Origin of the sequence: Streptomyces sp. NPDC002779 (assembly GCF_042888685.1) — a bacterium.
Classification (GTDB): Bacteria; Actinomycetota; Actinomycetes; order Streptomycetales; family Streptomycetaceae; genus Streptomyces.
The window spans coordinates 51433-66405 of record NZ_JBIAQC010000012.1 but is presented as its reverse complement, the minus strand read 5'-3'; the positions used below and the strand labels follow the sequence as shown (position 1 = coordinate 66405).

General features: G+C 71.4%; 14 protein-coding genes. 10 read left to right on the top strand and 4 right to left on the bottom strand.

What is annotated here, in order from left to right; genetic code table 11:
• Positions 1 to 264 precede the first annotated feature (264 nt).
• Genes hppD through ACFYW5_RS29485 form a run of 3 tightly spaced genes read left to right on the top strand, consistent with a single transcriptional unit; the run spans position 265 to position 3796 of the window.
• On the top strand, positions 265 to 1332 hold the full coding sequence (hppD, locus tag ACFYW5_RS29495) for a 4-hydroxyphenylpyruvate dioxygenase (RefSeq protein WP_389420147.1): 1068 nt from the start codon (positions 265 to 267) through the stop codon (positions 1330 to 1332).
• Positions 1329 to 2462, top strand: a complete 1134-nt coding sequence (locus ACFYW5_RS29490; protein WP_389420146.1) for an alpha-hydroxy acid oxidase — start codon at positions 1329 to 1331, stop codon at positions 2460 to 2462. Before hppD ends, ACFYW5_RS29490 begins: the two co-directional genes overlap by 4 nt.
• On the top strand, positions 2459 to 3796 hold the full coding sequence (locus ACFYW5_RS29485) for a PLP-dependent aminotransferase family protein (protein ID WP_389420145.1): 1338 nt from the start codon (positions 2459 to 2461) through the stop codon (positions 3794 to 3796). Before ACFYW5_RS29490 ends, ACFYW5_RS29485 begins: the two co-directional genes overlap by 4 nt.
• 51 nt (positions 3797 to 3847) lie before the next feature.
• Here ACFYW5_RS29485 and ACFYW5_RS29480 read toward each other — a convergent pair whose 3' ends face one another.
• Both ACFYW5_RS29480 and ACFYW5_RS29475 read right to left on the bottom strand, forming a co-directional pair.
• Complete coding sequence (locus tag ACFYW5_RS29480) at positions 3848 to 4513, bottom strand: response regulator (RefSeq protein WP_389420144.1); 666 nt, start codon at positions 4511 to 4513, stop codon at positions 3848 to 3850.
• A gap of 14 nt (positions 4514 to 4527) precedes the next feature.
• Complete coding sequence (locus tag ACFYW5_RS29475; RefSeq protein ID WP_389420143.1) at positions 4528 to 6246, bottom strand: sensor histidine kinase; 1719 nt, start codon at positions 6244 to 6246, stop codon at positions 4528 to 4530.
• A gap of 134 nt (positions 6247 to 6380) precedes the next feature.
• Between ACFYW5_RS29475 and ACFYW5_RS29470 the strand changes: the two genes are divergently transcribed.
• From ACFYW5_RS29470 to ACFYW5_RS29440, 7 genes are all read left to right on the top strand, one after another.
• Complete coding sequence (locus ACFYW5_RS29470) at positions 6381 to 7349, top strand: ABC transporter ATP-binding protein (RefSeq protein ID WP_389420142.1); 969 nt, start codon at positions 6381 to 6383, stop codon at positions 7347 to 7349.
• Between the two features lie 6 nt (positions 7350 to 7355).
• Positions 7356 to 8150: an ABC transporter gene (locus tag ACFYW5_RS29465; RefSeq protein ID WP_389420141.1), complete on the top strand. Its 795-nt coding sequence runs from the start codon at positions 7356 to 7358 to the stop codon at positions 8148 to 8150.
• Between the two features lie 190 nt (positions 8151 to 8340).
• Positions 8341 to 8790: a phospholipase gene (locus ACFYW5_RS29460; protein ID WP_389420140.1), complete on the top strand. Its 450-nt coding sequence runs from the start codon at positions 8341 to 8343 to the stop codon at positions 8788 to 8790.
• A gap of 56 nt (positions 8791 to 8846) precedes the next feature.
• Positions 8847 to 9710 (top strand): prephenate dehydrogenase, encoded by an 864-nt coding sequence (locus tag ACFYW5_RS29455; RefSeq protein WP_389420139.1) that lies wholly within the window; start codon positions 8847 to 8849, stop codon positions 9708 to 9710.
• A 32-nt stretch (positions 9711 to 9742) separates the two neighbouring features.
• Positions 9743 to 10177: a hypothetical protein gene (locus tag ACFYW5_RS29450; protein ID WP_389420138.1), complete on the top strand. Its 435-nt coding sequence runs from the start codon at positions 9743 to 9745 to the stop codon at positions 10175 to 10177.
• A 195-nt stretch (positions 10178 to 10372) separates the two neighbouring features.
• Positions 10373 to 11533, top strand: coding sequence for an alpha/beta hydrolase family protein (locus tag ACFYW5_RS29445; protein ID WP_389420137.1), 1161 nt, complete (start codon positions 10373 to 10375; stop codon positions 11531 to 11533).
• Positions 11534 to 11654: 121 nt separating this feature from the next.
• The gene (locus ACFYW5_RS29440; RefSeq protein WP_356456273.1) at positions 11655 to 11870 is read left to right on the top strand and encodes an MbtH family protein; all 216 of its coding nucleotides are present in this window, start codon (positions 11655 to 11657) and stop codon (positions 11868 to 11870) included.
• A gap of 109 nt (positions 11871 to 11979) precedes the next feature.
• On the opposite strand, the gene ACFYW5_RS29435 is transcribed toward ACFYW5_RS29440, so the two are convergent.
• Both ACFYW5_RS29435 and ACFYW5_RS29430 read right to left on the bottom strand, forming a co-directional pair.
• Entirely contained in the window at positions 11980 to 13758 is a 1779-nt protein-coding gene (locus ACFYW5_RS29435) for a BTAD domain-containing putative transcriptional regulator (RefSeq protein ID WP_389420136.1), read from the bottom strand.
• Between the two features lie 437 nt (positions 13759 to 14195).
• Complete coding sequence (locus ACFYW5_RS29430; protein WP_389420135.1) at positions 14196 to 14780, bottom strand: AMP-binding protein; 585 nt, start codon at positions 14778 to 14780, stop codon at positions 14196 to 14198.
• Positions 14781 to 14973 lie beyond the last annotated feature (193 nt).

Below are 14973 nucleotides of genomic sequence, written 5' to 3'. Positions count from 1 at the left end.
GAGGCGCTGGTGAGACGTCGTCAAAACAAAGACGAACGGGGACGCTAGCAAGGTTTCCAAGAGACGGTCAACATGGTTATCGGTGATGGATAACCACAGCTCAGAGGCCTGATATCGAGCCGATAGCGAGGTTATACGGGGCGTTTGTAGAGTGTTCCCGACTGTCGTTACCAGCTATCCGTCGGCATTCCCTGAACGTGACTCCGGGAATTGTATTCCCGATGGTGCTTCCGTGATTCTCCCGTTCTTGTATTGGAGAGCCCCATGCCGCCCCACGCCATCGCCTACGCCGAGCTGTACGTCGCGGACGACCGGGAGGCCGCAGGATTCCTCACCGACAACCTCGGCTTCGTGCCGGTGGCCGCGGCGGGCCCTGCCACCGGCACACCCGACCGCCGCTCCACGGCGCTGCGCAGCGGCGAGGTGATCCTGGTCGTCACCCAGGCGCTGGGCGAGGGCACTGCCGTGGCCCGCTTCGTCGAGGCGCACGGCGACTCCATCGCCGACCTCGCCTTCAGCTGTGCCGACGTCCGCTCCGCCTACGACCGGGCCGTTCTGGCCGGCGCCACCGCGCTGCGCGCGCCGACCCCGGCCCTGACCGGCGGCGACTCCCAGTACGCCACGGTCTCCGGCTTCGGCGACATCCGCCACACCCTGGTCGCGGCCGGTGAGGGCCTCCCGCTGCTGCCGCCCGACCGCGTCTGGGCCCTGCTGCCGGCCGCCGCCGAAGCCGGCGGACCGCGCCCCGCCCTCGACCATGTCGCCGTTTGCCTGGAGCCCGGCACCCTGCGCAAGACCGCCGACTTCTACGAGGCCGCCTTCGACACGCCCTACTACTCCTCCGAGTACATCGAGGTGGGCGGCCAGGCCATGGACTCCATCGTCGTGCGCAACGCCGATGGCGGCATCACCTTCACCCTCATCGAGCCGGACGACACCCGGCTGCCCGGCCAGATCAACCGCTTCCTGGAATCCCACAACGGCCCCGGCGTCCAGCACCTGGCCTTCCTCGTCGACGACATCGTGGGCGCCGTCCGCTCCCTCGGTGACCGCGGCGTCGCCTTCCTGCGCACCCCCGGCACCTACTACGACCTGCTGACCGAACGCGTCAGCGGGATGGCCGACCGCATCGCCGACCTGCGCGAGACCAACGTCCTGGTGGACCGCGACGAGTGGGGCTACCTGCTGCAGATCTTCACCCGCTCGCCCTACCCGCGCAGCACGCTGTTCTACGAGTACATCCAGCGCCACGGCGCCCGGGGTTTCGGCAGTTCCAACATCAAGGCGCTGTACGAGGCCGTCGAGCGGGAGCGGGAAGTGGCCGGCCGATGACGACCGCGTCCGTGCCCCGGCACCGGGGCGCGCCCGCCGCGGCCCAGCTCCTCACCCTGGCCGACTTTGCGGACCGCGCACGGGGCGAACTCCACGCCGACGTATGGGACTTCATTGCCGGCGGGGCCGGCCGGGAGCGGACCCTGGTCGCCAACGAGGCGGCCTTCGAGGCGGTACGGCTGCGTCCCCGGGCCCTGCCCGGCATCGAGGAGGCCGAGACCTCCGTGGAGCTGCTCGGCTCCCGCTGGGAGGCCCCCCTCGGCATCGCCCCGGTCGCATACCACGAACTCGCCCACCCCGACGGCGAGCCGGCCACCGCACGGGCCGCCGGAAGCCTCGGCCTGCCCATGGTCGTCAGCACCTTCTCCAGCCGCCGCCTCGAGGAGGTGGCCGCGGCCGCCGCCGCCCCGCTCTGGTTCCAGCTGTACTGCTTCCGCGACCACGCGACCACGCTCGACCTGGCCCGCCGGGCGGGCGCGAGCGGCTACCAGGCCCTCGTGCTCACCACCGACACCCCCTTCACCGGCCGCAGACTGCGCGATCTGCGCAACGGCTTCCGGATCCCCGACCACATCACCCCGGCCAACCTCAGCGGAACCGCGGCCACCGGAGCGGCGGCACCGGGCGCGCACAGCAGGCTCGCCTTCGACCGCTCCCTGGACTGGTCCGCCGTAGGAAGGCTGCGCGCCGAGAGCGGACTGCCCGTGCTCGCCAAGGGCGTCCTCACCGCACGCGACGCCGAGGCGGCCGTGGACGCCGGTGTCGCCGGGATCGTCGTGTCCAACCACGGCGGCCGCCAGCTCGACGGCGCCCCGGCCACCCTGGAGGCGCTGCCCGAGGTGGTGGCCGCCGCGCGCGGCCGCTGCCCGGTCCTGCTGGACGGCGGCATCCGCACCGGCGCCGACATCCTCGTCGCGCTGGCCCTCGGCGCCCGCGCCGTCCTCGTCGGCCGGCCCGCGCTCTACGCCCTGGCCGTCGACGGAGCCGCCGGAGTACGCCGGATGCTCGCCCTGCTGACCGAGGAGTTCGCCGAGACGATGGTGCTCACCGGTCATGCCACGGCGGACACCATCGGCCCGGACACCCTCCTGCCGCCGCGCCGGCCGTACCCAGACTGGAGCCAGGGATGACGATCACCGCGGACACCGCGAACCAGGCGGCGGCACTGCCCCGGGCCGCCCTGCACCACAGCCTGTCCGAGCCGCTGCTCGACACGATGAACTTCCTCAATGAGGTCACCCTGCGCTACCCGCAGGCCATCTCCTTCGCCCCCGGCCGCCCCTACGAGGGGGACTTCGACGTCGCGGACGTGCCCACGCTCATCGAGACCTACCTCGACCACCTGCGCGGGCGCGGCCTGTCCGAGGACCGCGTACGCACCGCGCTCTACCAGTACGGCGAGACAGCCGGACAGATCCGCGAACTCGTCGCCGACATGCTGCGGGTGGACGAGGACATGAGCGTCGACCCCGCCTCCGTGGTGGTGACCGTCGGCTGCCAGGAAGCCGTCCTGCTCACCCTGCGCGCCCTGTTCACCGGGCCCGAGGACGTGCTGCTGGTCGACAGCCCCTGCTACGTCGGCATCACCGGAGCGGCCGGCCTGCTCGGCATCGACGTCGTCCCGGTGCCCGGCACCCCGCACGGACCCGGTCTCGACGGCCTCGAAGACGCCGTGCTGGAACTGCAGCGGCAGGGCCGCCGGGCCAAGGCCCTGTACGTCGTGCCCGACTGCTCCAATCCCAGCGGCGTCAGCATGCGGGCGGAGGACCGCACGGCGCTGCTGGCCGCGGCGCAGCGGCTCGGGCTGCTGCTGCTCGAGGACAACCCGTACGGGGTCTTCAGCACCGTCCGGCGGCCGACCTTGAAGGCGCTGGACACCGCGCGTCGCGTCATCTACCTCGGCTCCTTCGCCAAGACCGCCTTCCCGGGCGCCCGGGTGGGGTTCGTCGTCGCCGACCAGCCGGTCCAGAGCGCCGACGGCGGGGCGCCGGGCCTCCTCGCCGACGAACTGGCCAAGGTCAAGAGCATGGTCACGGTCAACACCTCCAGCCTCAGCCAGGCCGCCGTCGCCGGACTCCTGCTGCGCGCCGGCGGAGGCCTGCGGGCCGCCAACGAGCCCGCCGCCCGGCACTACCAGGCCACCATGGGCGTCCTGCGCGAGACCCTCGCCCGTGAACTGCCGCCCGGCGAGCCCGAGTCGGCCGGGGTGCACTGGAACGACCCCGACGGCGGCTTCTTCCTCACCCTCGACGTCCCCTTCGCCGCCGACGAGGCGGCACTGCGCCGGTCGGCGGAGACCTACGGCGTCATCTGGACGCCGATGCGCTACTTCCACCTGGACGACGCGGGCGACCGCCGTATCCGGCTGTCGTGCAGCGGCGTCACCGTCGAGCAGGCCGCCGAGGGCGCGACCCGGCTCGCCCGCTTCGTCAAGGACCACACGCAAGCCCTCGGCCAGGGGTGAACGGCGGCCCGTCGCACCGCACTTGACGGCGCGGCGGCCCGCCCGGACCGGTTACTCCAGGTCGTCCTTGTTCACCAGCCCCGCCTCATAGGCGATGATCGCCGCCTGCACCCGGTTGCGGACCCCGAGCTGGTTGAGGATGGCGCTGACGTACGTCTTGATCGTCCCCTCGACCAGATGCAGACGCTCGGCGATCTGCGCGTTCGACAGGCCGGCGCCGAGCATCGCCAGCACCTCCTGCTCCCGCTTGGTCAGCAGCATGGTGCGGTCCCCGGAGGCCTCCGCGCGCGGCGTGGGGGCCCGGCGCAGCTCCGTCATCAGCCGCCGCGCCACCAGCGGGGACAGACAGGCGCCGCCCGAGGCCACGGCCCGCACCCCGGAGATCAGGTCGCGCGGGTCCGAGGCCTTCAGCAGAAAGCCGGCCACCCCGTGGTCGAGGGCGCGCTCGATGTATTTGTCCTCACCGAAGGTGGTCAGGATGACCACGGCGCTGTCCGGGTTGGTGGCCCTGAGCTCCGCGGCGGCCGCCAGACCGTCCATCTCCGGCATGCGGATGTCGAGCAGGACCACGTCCGGCCGGTGCTTGCGGGACAGCTCCACCGCCTCACGGCCGTCCGCGGCCTCGGCCACGACCTCGATGTCCGGTTCGGTGGTCAGGATGGAGCGGACCCCGGCCCTGATAATGGTCTCGTCGTCGGCGAGCAGTACGCGAATCATCCCAACTCCGTTTTTCACAGGGTGTCCTTGGCCACCAGAACATCGTCCTTGAAGCACAGGCGGTACAGCGTGTCCGTGAAGCTCAGGACGCTGTCGGCCGCCCGGTAGTACTCACACGCGGTCCCCAGGGGCGCGGGGGGTTCGGTGACGACCGGCGGCGGCTTGCGGATGCGCCGCTCGGGGAGGACCGAGGCCAGGTCCTGGCGTGATTCGCCCAGCCGCAGGCGGGAGTAGTCCTCGGGGGAGAGCGAGGTCATCGCCGATGTGAAGACGTAGAGGCCGGTCAGCGCCAGCACGAGCGCCGCACCGAGCAGCACCGGCAGCAGTGCGGCCCGCCGCGCGTTGCGCCGCACCCGCGCCCTTGCCCGCGCGAGCGCCGTCCGCGAGGCACTGCGCCGCGACCGCGCACCCTTCGCAGGGGAGTCGAGGAGCTCTTCCTCCTCCGGACCGAGGGGGTCCGGGCCGCCCCGTGTGCCGTCGGCATCCGGCCCTGTCGCGTCCGGGCCGGTCCCTCCGGCGTCCTCACCGTGCGCCTCCTCCACCGGAAGTGCGCGAGCGGACGGCTCGTGCGGGAGTTCCGCGCGGACCTCGAAGCCGCCCCTGCGGGGGCCGGCCCGCAGGGTGCCGCCGGCCAGCCGGACGCGTTCGTCGAGACCGATCAGTCCCATCCGGCTGCCGGGCGCCGCGGGCTCGCCCCCGCCGGAGGGCGGTTCGTTGAACACGGACACCACCGTGTCGTCCGCCCGGTGGCTCAACCGTACGGTGATCGGCGCTCCCGCGGCATGCTTGGTCGCGTTGGTCAGCGCCTCCTGCACCACGCGGTACGCGGCGAGTTCGGCCAGCAGCGGCGGTCGCCGCAGGCCCCCGCCGTCCTCAATGAACCGCACCGGCATCCCGGACCGCTCGAAGCGCCGCACCAGGTCGGCGATCGACTCGTGGGCGGGCCGCAGCGAGGGCATGGGGTCCTCCCGCAGCAGCCCGATGACCTCGTGCAGCCGCTCGGTGGCCATGGTGCACCGCTCCCGCAGTTGCTTCATGGTCTGCCGCTGCTCGTCCGTCAGGCCCCGGGCCAGCTCCAGCCCTCCGGCCAGCAGCGCCATCACGCTCAGCTCATGGCCCAGTGAGTCATGGATGTCCTGGGCGATCCTGGCCCGTTCCCTCAGCCGGGCCTGTTCGGCGACGAAGCGGCCTTTCCACTCCAGTTGTTCGGCGCGTTCCCAGCCGGCCCGGGTCAGATCGGAGCGCTGGCGCCACCAGTTGCCCGCCCACCAGGGCAGGACGCAGGTGAAGAACTCGGTGAGGAGCAGGCTCAGCCAGTCCTTGGGCTCGGCGAACAGATTCACCAGCAGTATCCCGGCGGCCGCCACCCCGAGGAACACCAAGTGCGCGTGCCAGAGCCGGGTGACCCGGCGGCCCGCCACGAAGCTCAGCACCACCGTCGCCCCGGCCGTCCACAGGTTCGAGCCGAGGGCGACGTAGAACAGCACGATCGACCCGGCCAGCGCCAGCGACAGCACGGGCAGGGCCCGGCGCACCGCGACCGCGGCCGTGATCAGCAGGGCGACGGCCGACCAGCTGACCGGTGAGGCGGCGAGCCCTTCGACGTTGATGGCGGAAGGGGCCAGCAGTACGGCGAGCAGCAGCAGGTCGCCGCGCCGGGTGAAGGGCCGCTCGGCGCCGAGGCTGTGCAGCACGGGGTCCGCTCGCCGTCGGACGGCCTGTAACAGGTGCATTCCTGCACGTTACAAGAGCCGGTGCGGGCCACGAACCTGCCGAAAGTCGAGTCAGTCGTTGCCGAACGCCAGATGTTCCCAGGGGCCGCCGCTCCTAGTTTGTGTGGTGTGACTGCGGAAGGAGCAGGCGGGTAATGATCACTGTGGACCGACTGACCAAGAGGTATGGGGACAAGACGGCCGTGTCCGACCTCTCGTTCGGGATCAATCCCGGAAAGGTGACGGGTTTCCTCGGACCGAACGGGGCGGGCAAGTCGACGACCATGCGCATGATCGTCGGTCTTGACGAGCCGACGGAGGGCCGCGCACTCGTCGGCGGCAAGCCGTATGCGCAACTGAAGCACCCCTTGCGGGAGGTGGGTGCCCTGCTCGACGCACGGGCCGGGCATCCGGGCCGCTCCGCCTACCACCATCTGCTCGGCATGGCGCGCAGCAACGGCATCCCGGCCTCGCGGGTGAAGCAGGTGCTGGAGACCGTCGGCCTCGGCGAGGTGGCCAAGAAGCGGATCGGATCGTTCTCGCTCGGCATGGGCCAGCGGCTCGGCATCGCCGGGGCGCTGCTCGGCGACCCCAAGGTGCTGTTGTTCGACGAGCCCGTCAACGGCCTGGACCCCGACGGTGTGCGCTGGGTGCGTGAGCTGATGCGGGAGCTGGCCGCGGAGGGCCGCACGGTGTTCGTCTCCAGCCATCTGATGAGCGAGATGCAGGAGACCGCCGACCATCTGGTGGTCATCGGCCGCGGCAAGGTCATCGCCGACGCTCCGATCGAGGAGGTCATCGCGGGCAGTTCACTGAACGCCGTCCGGGTGCGCACCCCCCAGCCGGACGTGCTGCGGCGCGAACTGCTCAGCCTCGGCATGAGCGTGGAGCGCGGCACCGACGGTGCCCCCGAGGAACTCATCGTCGTCGGCGGCACCCTGGAGGAGATCGGCGACCTGGCCTTCCAGCACCGCGTCCCGGTCCACGAACTGAGCCTGCGCAAGGCCAGCCTGGAGCAGGCGTACATGGAACTCACCGCCGCCAGCGTGGAGTACGGCTCGCCCTCCCTCTCCCACGCCGCCGAGGCACACGTAAACCAAGCAGCGGATCACCAGGAAGCGTAAGCAGACATGACAGCGACAACGGCCCCCAGGCTCGTCGGACCCGTCTCCGGCGGTGGATTCAAAGGCGCCCTTTCCTTCGAGTGGACGAAGCTGTGGAGCGTGCGCGCGACGTGGTGGAACCTGCTCGTCGCGCTGGTGCTCACGGTGGGGTTCGCAGTGATCGTCGGCATGTCCGCCGACGCGAGCGCCAAGAAGGGCGTGGACGTCACCATGCCCGCCCCGCACCACGCCTCCCAGGCGTTCCTGATCTCCCAACTGACCGTGGTAGTGCTCGCCACGCTCGCGCTGACCAGCGAGTACTCCAGCGGCTCGATGCGCACCACCCTGCAGAGCGTGCCCAGGCGGAGCCGGATGCTGCTGTCCAAGACGCTCGTGGTCACCTCGGTCGTGGCCGTGGTGGGCTTCGTCCTCAGCGTTCTGGCCAGCGTGGCCGCCGCCGCCTTCATGGGGGAGTACGGCGAGTACACCGGCGGTGAGCTGATCGGCACCGCCTTCGGCGCGGCGGCCTACCTCGCCCTGCTGGCGACCATGTGCATCGGCGTGGGCACGGTGCTGCGCAGCGCCGCCGGCACCATCACCACGCTCATCATGATGCTGCTGGCGCTGCCTCAGCTCATGGGTGTCGTCGGCGCCAAGTGGCTGGAGACCGCCAGCGACTACATGCCCAGCGAGGCGGGCACCGTGCTGATGACGCAGGAGACCGACCCCTACAGCGGCGGCACCGCGCTCGTGGTGCTGATCCTGTGGGCGCTCGCCGCGGTCGTGGGCGGCTACGCCGTGCTGCGCCGCCGCGACGCCTGACCGCTCCGCGGGCCGGTGGCCACCCCCGTCCACCGGCCCGCGGTACCCCCCCGACGTCGGCCTCCGGACCGTCCCACGGTCCGCAGGCCGACGTCGTTCGCGTGACCGGTGATAACCGCGTGATACGTCCCCCATATCGGCCGTGGCGACATTGGGAGCACTTGCTGTCCGCTTCCTCGGAGGTTCCCGCATGCGTCGCCGCACCACCGTGTCCGTGACCCTGGCCGGCTGTGCCCTCGCCGTCGGCGTCGCCGCCGCACCGGCCCAGGCCGCGCCCGCCGACAAGCCGCAGGTCCTCGCCTCCTTCACACAGACCGACGTGGCGAGCTACAACGCCTGGAACGCCGCCCGCCAGAACCAGGCCGCGTGGGCGGCCTACGAGTTCGACTGGTCCAACGACGGCTGCACCCAGGCGCCCAACAACCCGTTCGGCTTCCCCTTCGAACTGTCCTGTGTCCGGCACGACTTCGGCTACCGCAACTACAAGGCGGCCGGCACCTTCGAGGCCAACAAGAGCCGCCTGGACAGCGCCTTCTACGAGGACATGAAGCGCGTGTGCGTCGCCTACACCGGTGAGAAGCAGACGAACTGCAACAGCACCGCCTGGACCTACTACCAGGCCGTGAAGATCTTCGGCTGAGCCCCGCCGCGGACCGGCCCCCGGGCCGGTCCCTCCGGCCGAGAAAGGACGACGGCATGCGCACCGCCGCCATCGTGGGCGCCGGGCCGATCGGCTGCTCCGTCGGGCTCGCACTGCGCCGGCACGGCGTAGCCACCTACCTGATCGACGCGGACCCCGACGCCGCGCACAGGGCCGAGCAGCGCGGCGCGGGCATCGCCGGGGCGCCGCCGCAGCCGGCCGACATCGCGGTGATCGTGGCGCCGCCCGGCAGGGGCGCGCCCGTGCTGGCCGAGCACCAGAAGCTGGGCACGGCCCGCGTCTACACCGAGGTCTCCGGCGTCAAGGTCCGGCTGTACGACGAGGCGCGGGCGCATGGCTGTGATCTGACCTCGCTGGTGGGCGGGCACCCCGTCGTGAGCGCGGGCGGCTCCGGGCCGAGGGAGGCCCGCGCGGATCTCTTCGAGGGGCGCCCCTGGGCGCTGACACCGACCGACGCCACCGACATCCTCGCCCTCAACTGCGCCCTGGAACTGGTCGCGTTGTGCGGAGCCGTCTCAGTGCTGCTCGACCCCGAGGCCCACGACCGGGCCGTCGCCCTCGTCTCGCACGCCCCGCACCTGATCGCCTCGCTCGCCGCGGCCCGGCTGCTCGACGGCGACGAGTCCGCTGTACGGCTGGCCGGGCAGGACCTGCGCGATGTCACCCGGATCGCGGACGGCAACCCGGACCTGTGGACGGAGATCCTCACCGCCAACGCCGGTCCCGTCGCCGATCAGTTGGACGGCTGGGCCGCCGAGGCCGGACTCCTGGCCCGCGAGTTGCGGGAGATCGCCCGCTCCGGCGACACCACCCGCCCCGAACGGCTGCGCGAGACCCTCCGGTTCGGCGCGGCCGGGCGAGCCCGCATCCCCGAGCCGTGGGAAGCGCAGCGCACCTGACACCTGGCGCTTCATCAGAAGGGACAACGGACATGAACCGTATCCACACCGCACGCCGAGCCCTGCGCACGGCGTGCGTCGCGGGAGCCGTCGCCGTGGCGGGTCTCGCCGCGGCGCCGCAGGCCGGCGCAGCCGCACCGGCCTCCTGCGTCACCGAGAGCGACACGCGGAACTTCGGCCGCGGCGAGATATCCCTGTGCGTCGACAATGGCACCGCGCGCGTCACGGGCTGGGTCGAGGACCTGCTGCCCGGCGGCGGCTTCGGCACACCGGACGGTGGCTGCGTGGGCTGGTACATCACCTGGCAGACGGCCGCCGGGGACGAACTGGAGATCAGCCCGATCGTCTGCGGCCACTTCCAGAGCTCCGACCGCTACGACTTCGACTACGACCCGTCCGCGTCCGAGGGCGGCCCGCGGAACATCACGGGCGTGGTCGAGGCCCACCTCGGCACCGTCTGGATCTGATCGAGGTACGACGGAGGACGGGGCGGCACGGTCCGGCCGGGCGACGAAAGCCGGAGCGGACCACCGCCCCGAAACGGAATGCGACACAAATCCCGTCGACGAAGGTGATGAAAACGCGGTCGGCGCGCCCGGAACCTGTTTCGCACCCCTAGCGTGATCGGCGTCCGGTGTTCCCCGACGAAATGAGCGCCGATCGTGAAGGTGACCGGAACCGGGCGCGCCATGCGCCACCACACCGCCCTCGTGGCGGCTGCGTTGCTCGCTCTCACCTCCTGCGGGCAGGAACCCGCACCCGCGCCGCGGGCGGCCGTGACGGCAGTACCCGCACTGCCCGAACCGACAGGCACCCGGCCGGTCGGACTGCGCGTTCTGGAACTGCGCGACACCTCCCGCCGGGATCCCTGGGACCCCGCCCGAGCCCGCGAGTTGATGGTCTCGCTGTGGTACCCCGCGCGGCACGGCACGACCCCCGCCGCGCGCTACGTGACCCGGCGCGAGTCGGAGCTGATCCTGCGGGCGCACCGCGTCAAGGGCGTGCCCGCGGACCTGCTGAGCCGCGTCCGCGTGCACGCGGACCGCGACGCCCCACCGGCCGAGACGACCGGCCGCGGGCTGCCCCTGGTCGTGCTGTCCCCGGGATTCTCGCTGCCCCGTACCTCCCTGACCGCGCTCGCCGAGGACCTGGCCAGCAGGGGCTACGCGGCGGCCGCCGTCGACCACGCCTTCGAGGCCGTGGCGGTCAGCCGCCCCGGCGGCCGGGTCACCGAATGCCGGGCGTGCCACGGCTCCCCGGACGGGCGGCGAGTCGCCGCTGTCCGCGCCGCGGACCTGTCGTACGTACGGCGGCGGCTGCTCGCCCTGTCCGGCGCGGACCGCCGGGGCATGCCGCGGCTCGATCCGGCCCGGGTCGCCGCAGTGGGCCATTCCATGGGCGGCGCGGCCGCGTTCGAGGCGGTGCGCGCCGACCCCGGGTTCGCGGCCGGTGCCGATCTCGACGGCACCCTGCACAGCCCGGGGACCGCACCGGTGACGAGGCCGTTCCTGTTCCTGGGAGCGGACGAGCACGGCAGGCCCGGTGCGGACCGCACGTGGGAGCAGGCCTGGCAGCGGCTGTCCGGCTGGCGCCGCTGGTACTCCGTGGCCGGCACGGGTCATGTCTCCTTCACCGACTACGGCCTGCTCGGCGAGCGGCTGGGCCTGGCGGCACCGGGAACCGCGCGGGATGCCGCGGACGCCCTCGGCACCACCCGCCGGCTGGTCGGGGCCTTCCTCGACGACCGGTTGCGCGGTGCACCCGCATCCGGCCCGGACGCCATCGCCCGCGACGACGCACGGATCCGCCGGCACGACCCGTGACAGGCGCGCCGAAAGCGAACCGATATCGGAGGGAAACGCGGGCTGCGTACGTTGGCCGGGATGGGAGCAAGGTTCCAGCGCCCCACGCAGAACAGCCCGACGTTCCCGGAAGGAATGCGACGTGACCAATCCGTTCGAAGACGCAGACGGCCGCTACCTCGTGCTGGTCAATGACGAGGGCCAGCATTCCCTGTGGCCGTCATTCGTGGAGGTGCCCGCCGGATGGACGGTCGCCTTCGGCGAGTCGGACCGCGAGGCCTGCCTGGAGTACGTGGAGAAGAACTGGACCGACATGCGCCCCAAGAGCCTCATCGAGGCCATGAACGCGGACGCCTGACCGGCGCCGCACCCGCACGGGCGCGCCCGGCCGAACCGACGGCGTGCCGTGTGAACGACGACCGCCCCGCCGGACCGAGTCCGGCGGGGCGGTTCGCTGTGCGCTCGGCTCAGACGGCGCGACGCGCCCCGCACGTCTGCGCCGGCCGGCAGGCCAGGGCGTGCAGCCGCACCAGCTCCTGCCACCGATAGCGCATCTCGCCCCAGTGACCGCGGCCCACCACTTCCAGCAGTTGGGCGTCCACCAGCGTCTCGATGAGGTCTTCGGCGTCCATCTGGTCCATCCCCAGTGCCTCGGACGCGTCGGCGGCGCAGAAGTCGGGGCCATCCAGACGGCTCAGCCCGGTGTAAGCGACGGCCGCGGCGGGGTCGAGCTCGCCGAGGCTGCGGTCCAGTCGGGCGTGCAGCGAGTCCTCGCCGATGCTCAGCTCCGCGAGCCGGTCCGCCGACCGCTCCAGACGCCGTATGAGGTCGTGCACCCGCCAGTGCTGCTTGGTCAGCAGCCGGGCACCGGCGGCGCGCAGAGCCAGCGGGGTGTTGCCGCACAGCTGCACCAGGCGCCGGGTGTTCTCCGGGGACTCCTCGGCCCTGGTGTCGCGCAGGACGCCGGCCAGCATCTCGCGTGACTCGTCGTCGGTCAGGGGGCCGATGCGCAGCCGCAGCAGACCCGGGTTCTGAAGGAGTTCGTCGAGTGTGGCCCGGCCCGTGATCAGCACCCGGCACTGGCCGTTGCCCGGCAGCAGCGGCCGCACCTGGGCGTAGGAGGAGGCGTGGTCGAGGACCACGAGCAGGCGCCTGCCCTCCAGGGCCGAGCGGTATCGCTCGGCGGCCTCCGCCAGGTCGGTGGGCAGCGGGCCGTCGACACCCAGGCTGCGCAGGAACTGGTGGACCACGTCCAGCGGTTGGTGCTGCCGCAGGTCCGCGAAGAGCTGCCCGTCGGGGAACCGGTGCGCCGACCGATGGGCCCAGTGGACGGCGAGGCCGGTCTTGCCTATACCAGGGCTTCCAGTGATATGTGCGATGGATGAGGAATTCTGCGTCGTCTGGACGAGGAGGGCATCATCCAGTAACCACTGTTCCCGGCTACGGCCGACGAAGTAGGCGTCGCATTCCGGGAGCTGTGCCGGAGCACAGTTCTGTTTGCTGGTGTCTGCGACAGCAATGGCCGGACCGGCTGGCTCCGGAACGTCGTCCCGGAGGATCGCGTTATGCAACTCCTGGAGTTCTGTGCCGAGTTCCAGTCCTATCTCCTCCACTGAATGGCGCATTCCGTCGCGGAAGGTGGTCAGGGCTTCCGCCCGCCGCCCGGCGCGGTACTGGGCGAGCATCAGGTAGTAGCGCAGCCGGTCGCGCAGCGGACAGGCGCTCACCAGGGCCTGAAGCTCCCCGAGTACGGCCTGGTGTTCACCGAGTTGGAGCCGCAGCGCCATCTGCTGTTCGATGGTCAGCATCCGCTGCTCGTCCAGCCGGGCGGCCTCCGTCTCGGCGAAGGGCGCGTACACTCCGCCGAGCGCCGGTCCGCGCCACAGCGCCAGCGCGTCCCGCAGTGCTTCCGCCGCCTCGGCGGTGCGTTGCTCGGCGGCCAGCCGGACGCTGTCGGCGACCAGTCGCTCGAAGCGCACGGAGTCGAGCGAGTGGCCGGAGAGGGCGAGCATGTAGCCCGGCGTGGCGGTGACGATGGTCTCCCGGTCCCAGCCCGCGGTGCGGAAGGTCTTGCGCAGGGCGGCGATGCAGATGGCCACCTGGGTGCGGGCGGTGCTGGGCGGCTGCCCGTTCCAGACCTTCTCGATGAGTGAGTCGAAGGAGACGACCTGGTTCGCCGACAGGAGCAGCGCCGAGAGGACCGCTCGCTGCCGCGGTCCGCCGATGGTGAGCGTGCGGCCCTTCATGCGTACTTCGAGCGGCCCGAGTATTCGGAACTCCAGGGTTTCTCCGACGGGTTCTTCCCGGCCGGATATTTCAATGCTCTTCGCTCGATTCCTGGCCGCCGATTCCCGCCGCTTTCCCTCGTCCTTCCAGGATATGGTGCTTGAGCGGAATTCCATGGTTACTTGAGACCCCCGTGTCTAAAGTTCTGGTACTCATGCAGTTCCATATTCTGCGGTCGACTCGATCCAAACAGGGTTCTCCCATCGCGGCTCGCGGGAAGTGGAGGGCCGGGCTCCGATTTCGTTGTTGCGGCTCATGCACGGGCTATCGGCGATGTCAAGATCGCGGTGGGCGGTGCCCCAGCCTGGTATGCCGCTCACGGAAGGTCGATCGTCGTGTCAATCGGTCACCATCGCTCCCCCTGGCCTCTGTCGAATGATACGTACCCCTACCTGATTCAACACTCCACTTTCGACATGTGTGGGACCCTGCCTTTCGGCAGGGTCGATGCACGGTATTCCCGGAACGGGAGATGAACATCGGCCCGATATGCGGTTGGTGAAGTGGTTGTATGGGTAAAGTTGCGCCGCAACGTGCCTGGTGGCGGCCGTAGTGGACTGGACCACCTCGGGTGCGCGGGCGTCCGCGGCCGGGGTCCCCGCCGGCCTCGCTGGGGGACCGGAGCATGGGCCACAGGTTGGCCGGAAGACGACTCTCCGGTCTGTTTTGCGGCGGTGAGACGACAGAGGGGCCCGGCACCCTGCGGTGCCGGACCCCTCGGCCCGCCCGATCTCGGTTCAGCCCACCTCGTCCGAGCAGAGGGGTTCCGAGCCGTCGACGGCCTACCACCACCGGGACAGGTCGAGCCCCGCCGTCGTAGCGTCGTCGACGCGCCGGGCGGCAGGACGAACTCCTCGCCCATCGTCGCCACGTTGTGCAGCAGGTTCCGGTGACTGATCATCACGCCCCCGGGCTCCGCGGTGGAGCCGGACGGGTACTGCACCACAGCCGTGGCGTCCGGGCCGGTGCCGGGCGGCTCCACGGCGGTGGCCCCGGGGGCGTGCGGGCGGCCACCCGCTGGTGCTCAGCACACGCACGGGCCCAGGGGCCTCCGCCCCGGTCCAGGAGCGCACCGCGTCGAGGCGGCGGTCGTCGGTCAGCGCGGCGCGGATGCCGGTCTGCCGCACGATGCCCGACAGGCGGAGCCGTTCGCGCCGGTTGCTTCCCGGAACGGG